General features: G+C 39.9%; 7 protein-coding genes. 2 read left to right on the forward strand and 5 right to left on the reverse strand.

The window, feature by feature from the left end; translation table 11 throughout:
* Positions 1–57: 57 nt before the first annotated feature.
* The 3 genes from C7384_RS01265 to C7384_RS01275 form a co-directional block, all read right to left on the reverse strand.
* A complete protein-coding gene (locus C7384_RS01265; protein WP_089937659.1) occupies positions 58–5,118 on the reverse strand; it encodes a putative mucin/carbohydrate-binding domain-containing protein in 5,061 nt (1,686 codons plus the stop codon).
* Positions 5,119–5,392: 274 nt separating this feature from the next.
* The gene (locus tag C7384_RS01270) at positions 5,393–6,178 is read right to left on the reverse strand and encodes a glucose-1-dehydrogenase (protein WP_089937661.1); all 786 of its coding nucleotides are present in this window, start codon (positions 6,176–6,178) and stop codon (positions 5,393–5,395) included.
* Between the two features lie 88 nt (positions 6,179–6,266).
* On the reverse strand, positions 6,267–8,027 hold the full coding sequence (locus C7384_RS01275; RefSeq protein WP_165806752.1) for an FAD/NAD(P)-binding protein: 1,761 nt from the start codon (positions 8,025–8,027) through the stop codon (positions 6,267–6,269).
* A gap of 182 nt (positions 8,028–8,209) precedes the next feature.
* Here C7384_RS01275 and C7384_RS01280 point away from each other — a divergent pair, with 182 nt between their 5' ends.
* Both C7384_RS01280 and C7384_RS08380 read left to right on the forward strand, forming a co-directional pair.
* Positions 8,210–11,458 (forward strand): leucine-rich repeat domain-containing protein, encoded by a 3,249-nt coding sequence (locus C7384_RS01280; protein WP_089937932.1) that lies wholly within the window; start codon positions 8,210–8,212, stop codon positions 11,456–11,458.
* 501 nt (positions 11,459–11,959) lie between these two features.
* The gene (locus C7384_RS08380; RefSeq protein ID WP_089937665.1) at positions 11,960–12,205 is read left to right on the forward strand and encodes a CPBP family intramembrane glutamic endopeptidase; all 246 of its coding nucleotides are present in this window, start codon (positions 11,960–11,962) and stop codon (positions 12,203–12,205) included.
* A 214-nt stretch (positions 12,206–12,419) separates the two neighbouring features.
* On the opposite strand, the gene C7384_RS01290 is transcribed toward C7384_RS08380, so the two are convergent.
* Entirely contained in the window at positions 12,420–13,895 is a 1,476-nt protein-coding gene (locus C7384_RS01290; RefSeq protein WP_089937667.1) for a peptide MFS transporter, read from the reverse strand.
* Positions 13,896–14,034: 139 nt separating this feature from the next.
* Positions 14,035–14,559 (reverse strand): NUDIX hydrolase, encoded by a 525-nt coding sequence (locus tag C7384_RS01295; protein WP_089937669.1) that lies wholly within the window; start codon positions 14,557–14,559, stop codon positions 14,035–14,037.
* Between the last annotated feature and the right edge of the window lie 9 nt (positions 14,560–14,568).

Consider the following 14,568-nt stretch of genomic DNA (forward strand, 5'->3'; position numbering starts at 1 on the left):
GCACTAAAAAGCATGAACTCGAATTATTTTTCGAATTCATGCTTTTTTCTAGCTTAATTATTGAAATAGGTTACCAAACTTGGTCATCATCGTTTTTTGCGATTCTGCATCCAACTCTTGAATGGCTAGTTTTAAATTCTTAACCCGATCTGAACCGGTTAAGTTTCCATGGCTAGCATCCGCTTCCAACTGATTTCCTAAGGTTTCAATTTTTTGTAACAATATGCTTTTAGCCGTTGTACTTAAGGCTTTATTTTCCAAGCCATACCGGGTCACAACCAATACATTAGTACGGCCACTCTTAATAATTATATCATCACTGGACTGCAAACGTTTTGGAGTCTCACGATGATAAATTTCAATCGTGTCCCCAGGATTAATCCTAAAGACATTATCACCAACAGTTGCACTTTGGCCTTTTAGAGTTGTTTGATAAATAACTTGTCCCTGGGCATCCTTGACAGTTATCTTGATATAATCCCCATCAATATACTCATGTGGCTTATCATTAACAACATTAAAGTGCGCTACACCAGTACTTAAATCAGTCGTCAAAGTCGCTGCTGTACGATCAGCATAGCCTCTAAAGTCAATCATTTGATTTAATAATTGGCTACGCGATTGAACTTGGAAATTCAAATTGAAGCTGTTATTGGCTTCTTTGATCACAACATACTTTTGCGTCGTAAAAATATGATCAGTTTTATCGCCAACTAGACTCACCGCATATACACCGTTAGGGACTTGGCTAAAGGTGACTTGATTGCCAGTAATTGTCTGACTAGCGACCACTTGATCACCATCTTTAAGCACCAATTCTTGTCCTTGGAGTTCAGTTAATTGATTACCGACTAAATTAACCGTTAGGTTCCCATGCAGGCCAAGTGTTTGGATATCCTTATTTTGGACTAATTCAAAGTTAGAATTAATCAAGATATTCGGATCCAAAAGTTCCCGAGCAGCCTTCAAACTAGCAGCTGGAACAACATCAATCAAATGAGCCACCGGATGATAACCTTGAGCACGATTACGATCGGCTTGATCAGCGTTTAATTTTAGCCCCCAGTTTTCTAAGACTGGTGTGAAATCTTGCTGACTATAATCACTATAGTATTGATTAAGTAAGTCCGGCAGTGGGTAGTGTTGGGGATCAAAGCCAGGCTGAGCAGCTAATTCACGATAGCCTTGATAAAGCTTGGTATGGGCGCCATTACCGGCCTTTTGACGAAGCATGGTTAGCAAGATTAATTTTTGACGGTAGTCCATTGGGTCATAGAGATGACTAGTATTCAACCACTTGGCATCCATCTCAGCTTCGACTCTGTCACGATTTCCAAAATCAAAGAGCCAGCCGACTTGATCAGCTTTTTTACCATACTTGTCATACTCATATTGCACACAGAACAAATTGTTAGAAACTTCGCGAGTATACATCCCCTGGTCATCAAAGCCAGTTTGATAACCGTGCGCTATTTCGTGCAAAGTACCCCAATGGGCAACATCCCCGGCCCATGTTTTTTCAGCAGGACCATGCAAATACATATCAATGAATTTGGCATGTTGAGCAGTCCAACGAGGACCATAGTAGGCAAAACCAACACCACTAGCATCAGCTTTAATGAAGTAACGGTTTTGACTATTACGATTTACAGCTGAAGAGTTATCAAAACCTGCAATTTCATTATATTTGGTAAAAATACCTTCGTAATAGTCAATTAGTGAATCTAAACTGTCGAAACCGGCACTTTTCTTTAGTAGATCATAATTTACCATGGGTACCATCATTTGGAACGATTTACTTTTAATCAAGCCATATTCAGCCTGATTTTGCTGCCATGTTTGGAAGAATGCCGCTGAATCTTGGCCATGCTGATAGATTGGCAGTGGTTTCTGGTTACTTGGCGATACAATTTCATATTCAATCTTGGCCCCGTTACCACCCAAAGGTGTTTCAATGAAAGGTACAAAATTATCGTTTGCTGTTATTGTTACCCAATCACTACCAATGCTGGCCTGCTGCTCAACTCCACTGTCATCACCCAGGAGACGCAAAGTTAGTTTGTTTTTAAAGTTTGGGTCGACTTGGCGAATACGAATACTATTACCCTTACCAAGAATAATACCCAAATCCTGACGATCATGATCTTGACCCTTACTAATTCCAGCATCGGTAACCCAAGTTGGATTTACAATACTAAAGATATCCTGCTGCTTGATTTTATTTTTTTCACTTTCAGAAGCACTTTGGCTAGCAGTGGTACTAGTACTGATTGATTGACTAAGTGTATTACTTTGGGAGTGACTAGTTGAAATTATCAAACTAATCGACTGACTTCCTACAGTACTTTGTGAATCACTGGTACTGTTAGTTGCCGACATTTGCCCACTAACACTAGTAGAGGTACTGAAAACTACGCTTGCTGATGTGCTGGCACTCTTTGCTGTAGACACACTGGCCGATTGGATCAACGATGCGCTTTGAACGACACTTAAACTAGTGGACTGGCTAACAACTGCACTTGCTGATTCACTGGTGCTTTGAGTTAGGGAGTTTGCAGTACTGGTGCTAATCGAATTGCTAACACTTTGGTCAACTAAACTTTGAGAGTCACTGGCGCTCTTCGTTGCAGAGTTGCTGGTTGATTCACTTAGTACATTGCTATCAGACTCACTAGTACTTTTAACTAGGGAACTTGCAGTACTGGTGCTAGTTGAATCGCTGGTACTTTTAGTTGCAGAGGTACTGGTTGATTCACTCAACGCAGTACTTTGACTAACTGATCCGCTAAGCACAACACTGGTTGAACTGCTCATACTCTTCGTTGCAGAAATGCTGATTGATTCGCTTAGTACAGTGCTATCAGATTCACTAGTACTTTTAACGACCGAATTTAAAATACTAGTGCTAGTTGAATCGCTAACACTTTGGTTAATCAAGCTTTCAGATTCACTGGTGCTTTTAACTAGCGAATTTGCAGTACTAGTACTAGTTGAATCGCTAATACTTTGGTCAACTAAACTTTGAGAATCGCTGGTGCTTTTAACTAGGGAGTTTGCAGTACTGGTGCTAGTTGAATTGCTAACACTTTGGTTAGTCAAGCTTTCAGATTCGCTAGTGCTTTTGATTGCAGAAGTACTGGTTGACTCGCTTAGTACATTGCTATCAGACTCACTAGTACTTTTAACTGTAGAATTTACAGTACTAATGCTAGTTGAACCGCTAACACTTTGGTTAATCAAGCTTTCAGATTCGCTAGTGCTTTTAGTTGCAGAAACGCTAGTTGACACAGCGCTATCAGAGTCACTGGTGCTTTCAGATGTAGACGTACTAGTCCACTGACTTAGTGAAATGCTTTGAGTAGCACTTAAACTGGTAGATTGACTGGTCACAAGACTTACCGAATCACTCGCACTTTCAGTTACGGAACCCTCAGTACTTTCACTCAAACTTTTACTCTGAACGTCACTGATACTCTTAGCTGTGGAACTACTTTTTGATTCACTAGCGCTTTTAACTTCCGAATTTACAAGACTAGTGCTAGTTGACTCGCTAACACTCTGGTCAGCCACACTTTGAGAATCACTAGTACTTTTAACGGTCGAATTTACAAAACTAGTGCTAGTTGAACCACTGACACTTTGGTCAACTAAACTTTGAGAGTCACTGGCGCTTTTCGTTGCTGAAGCGCTGATTAATTCACTCAGAGTTGTACTTGCAGAATCACTGGCACTTTTAGTATCCGAATTTTGAACACTAGTACTAATTGATTCACTGGTAATGAGACTTCCAGAATCACTAATGCTCCGGTTTACTGAATCACTGCGCCCGACACTGGCACTCACAGAATGACTACCAACTAAACTCTCAGACTCACTGGCACTCTTAACTGCCGCAGAGTTAACACTATCACTCAGCGACTGGCTAATTGCCATACTTTTCGAATCACTGAGACGCTTCAACTCTGAAACATTAATACTTTGTAATTGGCTCTGCGACAAACTATTACTATCAGTGATTGATAGCGATTCACTGTCACTTACTAACCGACTTTGAGACAAACTGTATGAATTAGACGTCGAAGAAACTAAGCTGGCACTAACTGAATCAACTACGCTTGTTTCTACTGACTTATATTCAGAATTACTTTGACTTTCTTGAGTACTAAAACGATCAGCCTGGCTAGTCGAAGCAGCCCCACTGGCTAATGTAGAATTAGCTAAACTAAGACTAATTGATTGCGAATCAACCGTGTTTTGACTATTCGATGGACTCGTTGGATTAATTGCACTAGTTGATGTACTTGGCTGTTGGCTGGTACTGTCTGCCGGTGCCACACTTTGACTGACTGAAATACTTGGCTGTTGACTAGTACTATCTGCCGGTGCCACGCTTTGACTGACTGAAATACTTGGCTGTTGGCTAGTACTGTCAATCGGTGCCACGCTCTGACTTACCGAAATACTTGGCTGTTGGCTGCTACTGTCAATCGGTGCCACACTTTGACTGACTGAAATACTTGGCTGTTGACTTGTGGGTCTCGAGATCGATTGACTAGCACTTACAATTGGGTTGGTTGAAGCACTAAAACTAGTTGGATAACTAGGTGTTACGGTTGTACTAACCGGATTAATACCCGACAACGTAGTTGAGGGAGTGGCTTGGCCAACCCTACCTTCATAAGCTGAACTATTGGTTGTCGAATTTTGATCAGGATGAATTAGTGATCGCTTATGGCCATCGCTATAACTCAATACTTTATGCTGCTGCCCCAAAGTATAACCAGCCCAAATTAAATCTCGGTTTGGGATTTGATAACGCTGTACTAAATCATCAACTGAAAGATGATAGGCTGTAGCGATTGTTGTTAAGGTATCTCCCCAGCAAACCACATAATTATCCATATCAGTCTGCTTATTTTGGCTAGCAATTTGCTGCTGAACCTGGTTTAGAGAATTAGCTTGCCAATAATGGCTATCATAACTCTGCAAAGGAGCTAAATTAGTCCCACTTGTTGCGGCACTAGCCTGCGCCGACATGATAACACCAGTTGCTGACGCCGCAACTAAGGTGTTGACCAGCAAACTACCGACTTTAATAAGTTTCCATCGTTTTTCCATTAAGACCTCCCACAAGGTGCATATAAATCCTAGACCAAAATAATTCTAAATGGGCTTTAACTAGCAACCATTATACCATGGTATTTTTAACAAATTGTAATAAAAATGTTAATAACCGAAACATTTACATTCTTATTTTCATAAATTAAACCATTGTTCATATTGATATTTACAGTATTAAACCACTACCCATAAACATTACAACGATACCAATTTTAATAATTCACAATAAAAAAAGTAGACCAATATCAGTCTACTTTGCTTTAATTCGCTATTACCCGCGGCCGCCTTGAAAATTAGCATAAAGGGTCATACCACCATCAACAAACAGGGTCGTTCCGGTAACGTACTTGGCTTGATCAGAAGCCAGCCAAGCAGCTGCATCAGCAACATCCTCAGGATCTCCGATTTTTTCCATTGGAATCATCGACTGAGTTAGTGCATATTGTTTAGGATCAGCAAATTTTTCGGCATTAATTGCTGTGTTAATTGCGCCGGGAGCAATTGCATTAACTCGAATTTGCTGTGGGGCGTATTCCATGGCAATTGTTTCCGTAAACAACTTCACACCACCCTTAGCAGTTGCATAACTGGCAAAGGTAGGCCAGGGAATTTGTTGGTGAACCGAAGACATATTAATAATGTTACCGGTCTGTTTTTTAGATAACCAGTAATTTAAAGCTGCCTTGGCGCCCATGAAAACACCGGTCAGGTTGACATCCAAAACCTTATTCCATTCAGCCAAACTGACTTCATGAGTCGGCTTTTGAATTTCCATACCTGCATTATTGACCCAAACATCGAGTCCACCAAAATTTTTGATGGCTGCATCTAGTAACGCCTGTACACCCTCTTCTTTAGAAATATCAGCCTGAACTGCGACCGCTTGCCCACCATTAGCTTGGATATCAGCCACGGCATCATGGGCTCCCTGAGGATCATCATGATAGTTAATGACTAATTTCATGTGTTCTTGCGCATATCGATGGGCAATCGCCCGACCAATTCCTCTGGAACCACCGGTGATTACCGCCACTTTTTGATTTAAATCTGTATACATAAACATGCCTCCTAGCAGATACTTCTACTGCTAAACCGAATTTATCATAGCACAGCGCCACTACTGATTACCTTAAAGTAAATATATTTTATGACAGATTAAACTGAATAGTTTGCACAATCATCTGAGCTGCTCGGCGATCATAATCATCCCCACTCCGCGGACAAACATTAGTTAACCAACGTTCCCCTTCGTTTAACTGACTGAAGACAAATAAACTCTCAACTAACTGATTATCTTTGTTAAAAATCTGATAGTGTTCATTAATGTGCGGACAGGCCAGGTCAATCTTTTGACCATTCACTTTTAGTATTCGATGCGTTAGCCATCCCTCTACTAACAAATTTTTAATTAAAGGATTGTCACTGTCAGCTAAATTACGACTTGGTTGCCGAGCTTCAAGTAGGTAATTAGCACTAAACTTGTCATTGGCAGTTAGACTAGAGAAGGCCTGAAATTTTCCACTAGTTATTTCAACTTCCATTTTAGGTGGTAATAATTCCACGACCCCAGCCCTAATTAAAGCTGATAATTGCTCCAGCCGAAAACTGGGCGCTCCTGAAATTAAGAAAGTAAAATGACGGGCAAAACCTGTTAAAAATTGATTTTTAAAATTATCATCACTAATAACTGGATCAATATAGATATCACGAATCGTATTGTAAAGACCCCGAATCGCATCCAACCCAGTTAATAGAAGTCCATGACGACTACCACGATTAGCATCGAACGTCACCTGATCTAACCAGTTCAAAGCTTGAGATTGGTAGTTACCATCGGTAACGTTTTGCAATGGGTTCAAAACTGCCGACCAGTCTAACGGTTGTAAATTATATATAGTTGGCAGGCCAGCTTGGGCCATAAAATCTTTTTCAAACTGGACACAGTCAAAATCGCCTTTTATTTCAAGTTGACGTTTATAATAAGCCAACTCTACTTCTAAACGAACTAGTTGATCAAAGGCTTGATAATAAGTACACCCTCTTGTAGCTGCCCAGCTCTTAACTCCTTCAACCGACAAAAAGCGTCCCTGTCTTTCACTATCCGGTCCGTCCTGATTTAATGGACGCGGGTAATGAGGTAACCCATTGCGAGAACCAACAATCAAATGCTGTTCTTTTCCACTAGATTGGTATTGTAGTAAATTTTCATGATCGCGGTAAAAATCACCTTGCCAATGTGCTAAAAATTGTGCCAAAATATCATAAAAATTTAATCCCAATCCACGTATAATCACATTTTCCCCATCTGGTATATTTGCAATTAATTCTGTAGGCATTTGGACATTTGGTACTTGATAAACTAAGTTATTTCGTTGGGCACCTTCAAGCAAAGTCTTAGTCTGACCACGCAATTTTTCTCGACCGCTATTAATGGTAACAACTACCTGGTCAAAATTTTCCTGATGCGATTCCCAGCTTAACCGCCACTGCCCGTCTTGTTGCTCAATTTTAGAAACTAAGTTTTTTTCTACCTTTAGCTGCTCAGTAACTGGTAAAGTTTGAAAACAAAATTGAAGATAAGCGCCAAACAAACGACGAGTTGGATAACCATTAGCAACTAACCCGCGCAGATCTTGAACTAAGTCATCACTAATAGCTGATTCACTTTTAATAAAATCCTCGGCTTGTTCTTGACTCCATTCAAACAAATTAGGCACAAAATCAAATTCCTGCACTTGTTCAGCTGGCGTATTCATTATTAAATTAGCTGATTGGTCAGTCTGCCACGTTTGTCCGCCAATGGAAAAGGGATCAAACAGTTTAACCTGAGCCTTTGGCAATTGAGCTAAAATCTGTTGGGCAATCAAAAGCCCCCGGGGACCTGCACCAATTATTGCTATTTTCATCATGTGGCTCCTAACTATTTAGACGTTTAAAATATTCAGTATTTACACTAATAATTATAGTTTCTTTAATTATAAAAAACACAATTAAGATTGGTCTACTTGTTATATTACTAATTTAGAATTATGATTTAAGCAGTACTGTAATATTTAGTTTTTGCGTAAAAGAAAATGAGGGACCTCAAATGGAACACTTTAAACTATATAAATCTGGCAAACAATGGGTGGTTGCTGGTCTTAGTTTGGCCAATGTTGCCTTACTAATCAGCCTAAATCCAACTCCGGTAGCCGCGGACGTAACGTCAAATAACAGCATCACTACAATTCAGAACAATAACAGTCAAAGCAGTGAGTCTCAACCACAATCTCAAGATATTTCGACTTCAACTGCTGCTACCATCACTGAAAGTCAATCGGTCAATTCAACCCAAACCAGTACTGCTAGCTCTGAATCGACGCCATCGCAATCAACCACTAGTATTGCCGATAGCAACGCTGCTAGTCAAACTAACGATATCAACCAGTGGATGCCTGATACCAAGTTACAAAAAGAAGTTGCCCGCCAATTGAAAAGCTCGCAATTTACCCAAGAACAGATGCAACAACTGACGGATTTGAATCTCCGAGCCAGTGATATCAATAATTTAACTGGTTTACAATATGCAACGAATTTAAAGACGTTAGATATTAGTTTTGATAAAATCAGCGATCTCACTCCGTTAACTAACTTACATCAATTAGAAAAGTTAGCCTTTAACCTTAATAAAACTGATCATTTACCTGATTTAGCTGTATTAAAAAATCTAACCAATCTAAAAGACTTATCTCTGGCTGGCAATAACTATGGTAGCCAAGCCGAACAATTACAAATTATTAGTAATTTGACCGGACTAGAATCACTCGACCTCCAAGATACAAAATTAACCGCCGTACCTGATTTAACAAAACTAACGCAGTTACATCGCTTAAGTTTGATGTCCAACAAAATTGCTGATTTGAGTCCTTTAAGTCAGCTAACGCAACTTACCAGTCTAAAAGTTTCCAAGAATACTTTCAAAAGTATTGATCCTCTGGCCAGTTTAACGAACCTACAAGAACTTCGAATTGGTTTAAACCAAATTCAAGATGTTTCCGCCTTGAAAAACATGCCCAATTTAACCAATTTATCACTCAGTCAGACTAATGTTGATAATGAGAGTTTAAAGGTTGTTGGACAGCTGTCCAAACTAGACACATTGGCTTTAGACTTCAATTACAAGATTTCAGATTTAACACCACTAGCTAATCTATCTCAACTAAAAGTTCTTTATTTAGATAAAAATAGCATCATTAAATTAGACCCACTGGCTAATTTAACCCATTTACAAGAGCTAACTCTCAGTAACAATCAGATCCAAGATTTAACACCGTTGAAAAACTTGACCGAATTACAAACCTTAAATCTTTTAAAAAATCAAGTAACTGATTTGAGTCCTTTACAGAATCTAAACCAGCTACAAAGTTTAAACGTTCGTAATCAGAATCTAACCTTGCCCGAATTCACCCTGTTAAACGGTCAAAAACATATTCAAACAATCCCCATTAAGGATATCAATGGTCAAATTATTACCTTAGTACCAGCCAATGATACTAAAGCGACTGTTGGCCCAGATAATAAAATTATTTACGACAATATTGCTAAGTCACAAGATGCCCACTTTTCTTGGACTAATGCTAAAGGAGCAAATAGCCTAACTCAACGTTTTACTGGCACAATTACCCAACCGATCCAAATAAAATCTAGTTCGGATAATCAAACTAAAACGGTCAAATTAGCTGTTTTGAAGGGCGATGGCAGCAACCAAACTTCGGTAGCCAGTAACTTTATTAGCCCTCTTGCTCAATTGACTGATTTAGGCGATCAAAAGTATCAATTGGATATTACGGTTACTGTCCCTGAAAGTTACGGTACTGACAGCATCACCTTCCAAAATGGTGAAAAAATTCAAACCAACCAGGTCGGGCAACAATATATTATCGTTTATCGTTTCCCACTAACTAGTCAGGATGTCCAAAGTAGTAACTTGTACGAAAATATGCACGTTAATATTACAAGTATCGGTTATAACCATGAATATGGTGTTTATTTCAAACTTGGATCAGATGATACCCCGTCAAGTGACAGCACTTCCACTAGCGCCACACCAGATAGTACCTCCACCAAGAGTGAATCGACTAGTGCCGCACCGGACAGCACTTCGACTAGTGTGACTCCTGACAGTACTTCCACTAAGAGCGAATCAACTAGTGTCACACCAGATAGTACTTCCACCAATAGTGAGTCAACTAGTGCAACGCCAGATAGTACTTCTACCAAGAGTGAATCGACTAGTGTGACTCCTGACAGTACTTCGACTACGAGTGAATCTACTAGTGCCGCACCAGACAGTACTTCTACCAAGAGTGAATCGACTAGTGCCGCACCAGATAGTACCTCGACCAACAGCCAATCGACTAGTGTGACGCCGGACAGTACTTCCACTAAGAGCGAATCAACCAGCGCCACACCAGACAGTACTTCCACTAAGAGCGAATCGGCTAGTGCAACACCAGATAGTACTTCGACTAAAAGTCAGTCAACCAGCGTAACGCCGAACAGTACTTCAACTAAGAGTGAATCGTCTAGTGTGACGCCGGACAGTACTTCAACTAAGAGCGAATCGACTAGTGCAACACCAGATAGTACTTCGACTAAAAGTCAGTCAACCAGCGTAACGCCGAACAGCACTTCAACTAAGAGTGAATCGTCTAGTGTGACGCCGGACAGTACTTCAACTAAGAGTGAATCGTCTAGTGTGACGCCGGACAGTACTTCCACTAAGAGCGAATCAACTAGTGCAGCACCAGACAGCACTTCTACTAAAAGCGAATCGACTAGTGCAACACCAGATAGTACTTCCACTAGTAAGTCAACCAATTCTACTTCTAATAAAAATCGACCAGATGCTGATTCAACTGATTCCACATCTAATAACAGCTCGACAAGCACTTCCACGACTAGTCAATCGACCGGTTCAACATCTCATAAAGCTCGTCCGGATGCCGATTCAACTGATTCTCAATCAGGTAGTAACTCAACCAGCACAGCATCTGAAAGTCACTCTGCTACCAGCCAGTCAGCAACTTCGACACCTAGCAAAAATCGACCAGATACCGATTCAACTGATGACACATCCGGTAGTATTTCAACTAGCATGTCAGCAACTGGTACTGCTACTAAGCCTTCAACTCAGCGCAGCAACACTGAGTATAGTTCCGTTAATTCAGCAAACCAAACTAAATCAGCTTTACCTAAAACAAGTCAACCTTCTTCAACAACTAACACTGCTGGTTTGTTAGCCCTAGCTGGAGTTAATGCCGCCCTGTTCTTTGGTATTAAGAAAAATAAACATTAATTACGAGAAACGTTAGTCACACACGACTAGCGTTTTTTATTGAGAATATGATTCTACGATATAATTAAAGTATAAAACAGCACGCTAATTGGAGAATCATCATAAAAAAGATTACCATCATTTTAGCTATTACATCTTGGTTATTGGCTTCGTTTACACTAATCCAGGCATACTTGACAGATAACCTACTATCTTTATTGCCTATTTATGCTTACAACAGTCCACAAGGACTATTGGGTTGGTCATTAACCGTGGCAATCATTTTTTCGATATTAAGTATTGTTTTAAAACAACCTAAAAAATAATAAGGAAATCAAATTGCAAAATAGTCAAAATACAACCCATTTATTTTTCAAGTTCTATTCCTCACAATGTGGTATAGTTTTTAACGGTAAATAATACCGCAAACAACTTTGGAGAATAACAGCTATCCTGATTTTGTTGACCATTCCCCGTCAGCAACCATTATTTTTAATTTATCTATAATCACTAGATGCCGGTATTAATGAGGAACTACTTGACCGTGGTATTGTTTTGGCTACCCTATTAATTTTATTTAAAAACAGTTCCAACCCAAAAGCGCAATTGCTGTGGCCCATCATTATTTCCTCACTAATTTTTGGACTATCACATTTTATGAATTTAAGCCGGCAAGATCCACTATCAACATTATTTCAAGTCACGTCCGTATCAGGTATCGGATTTTTATTGGATTTTATCTACCTTAGAACCCATAATATTTTCTAGCAATATACTACCATTTTTTCATTGATGCCTATCTTGGCCTAATTTCAAAATTTGATAGCTTAGATTCTGGTAATCCGATCATCACAATGGAAATGATTCCTTTAGAATCACTAGGTCCCTGATTCATATAATTATTGAGGTTAGTGTCGGCCTCTTCCTCATTCATAAGCAACTAAAAAGTCGCAGTTAATTAACCACGACTTTTTTTATTCAATCAATTCACATCTAGCATTAACTGCTTAATCTTAGGGATAAATAGCGCTAGGATAACAGCTAGTAGGACACATAATCCACCAAAACTACTAAAGTAAGCAACCTCATGTTGTGGACTGTACAGTTTAACAAACTGGGCATTTAGGGCTGAACCAGCGGTACTGCTCAAAAACCACATGGCCATCATTTGTGCCATGAAGGCTTTAGGTGCCAGTTTTGTTGTCACTGACAAGCCAACTGGAGAAATCAGCATCTCGCCGATAATGACCAAAGCCCATGAGCCAATTAACCACAATGGTGATACTTTGACGGCGGTACCATATAAAGTCCCTGGCAGGGCCATTAACAAAAATGACAAGCCCGCAAAAACCAATCCCACCGAAAATTTAGTCGGCGTTGAGGGCTGTTTTTTACCCCAACGTTGCCACAAAATGGCAAAGGGCGCACTATAAAGCATAATAAACAAAGGATTTAAGGATTGAAACATCGCCGGTGTCACCAGGCTAAAAGTATGACTATAATCAATTCGATCAGCTGCAAAGGTTGCTAAAATAATTGACCCCTGCTCTTCAATCGCCCAAAAGAGCGTCGCCGCAATGAACAGCGGAATGTAGGCAATTACTCGGGACCGCTCAATTTTGGATACCTTAGCACTAGTAATCATCCAAACAAAATACGAAATTGGTAGCAAGACGCTAACCAAGGTTAATAAATTAATAAAATCAGTAATTGAATCCATCTTATTGACAATCATCAAGACGACAACCATAATCGTCACAGCCACACCAGCACTAATTTTTAGCGCCAAGGGCTTAACCTCTTCAGGTTTCACTGGATCAGGAGCAATATCTGATATCTGAGCTAAATTCTTGTGCCCCAAAACTAGTTGCACCAATCCAACAAACATACCAATTGCTGCTAATGAAAAGGCCAAATGGAAACCATATTGATTTTGCGTCCAGCCGACCAAAATTGGTGCGATAAAAGCCCCTAGATTAATCCCGAAGACAAAAATTGAAAAACCAGCATCACGCCGCGAATCATCTTTAGCATACAAAGAACCAACCATCGAAGAAACGTTCGGTTTTAACAAGCCCGTTCCGGCAATAATGAAAATCATCGAGCCAAATAATCCTAGAGCTCCAGCCGGTAATGATAGGCAAATATGCCCCACCATAATGGCCACGCCACCAATTAGTACCGTTCGATACTCACCCAAAAAGCGATCAGCAATAAAGCCTCCGGCAACTGAGGAAAGATAAACTAACGAGGCATAAATGGCCATGATCGAAGCAGCCGTTGGTTTATCAATCGCTAATTGGCCCGTATCCATCAAATGCCAGAGGTAAAAGAGCAAAATTGCCCGCATACCGTAGTAACTAAAACGCTCCCACATTTCAGTTTGAAATAAATTCTTTAATCCCCAAGGCTGTCCTAGAAAGGTTTTCTGATTTACTTCTGTTCGCTGCTCATTCATAATCATATCTCCACAATGTTAAATTATCTAATAATTATACTCGTAATTCACACATAAAGTTAATCATTTTATCAGATTGGTCTAGTCTTATTTTTAGATAAAAAGAGACCCTAAAACTTCATTCAGGGTCTCTCAACGTTTATACTAATTTTAAATAGAGTAAGGCCAAATGAGATGCAGCCCCATCGGTTCGCGTTAGGGCATCATCAATGCTAACCCACTTTTGATCACGGATATCTTCATCATGATCAAAGTGCCGATCCACCAGTTGATAATGTCCGTCAACCAAATGGGCTAGGTAGATATTGCTAAATTCAGATAGGATGCCGTTAGACAAACTTACTCGGTCAACACTATGCAAAAATTCTGATTCAATTAAATAACCAGTTTCTTCGGCTAATTCTCGTTGAGCCGTAACGGCAGGCGCTTCTTGACTATTCACCCGACCAGCCGGTAAGGACCAAGAAAAACTGGCAATCGGCGCTCGGAATTCATTTACAATTAGCACTTGCCGAGCTTCATTAATTAAGGCGATAGTAATTGAATCACTAGTAATAATACTCTGTCGTTTAATTGGTTCGCGCTGATTTTCTAAATCAATGACTTGGTCCTTAACTTCAAAGACTGCTCCTTGATAAACAGTTTTATCCTTTAAAATTCGCATCGTTTCCCT

Origin of the sequence: Convivina intestini, from assembly GCF_003096575.1 — a bacterium.
Lineage (GTDB): Bacteria > Bacillota > Bacilli > Lactobacillales > Lactobacillaceae > Convivina > Convivina intestini.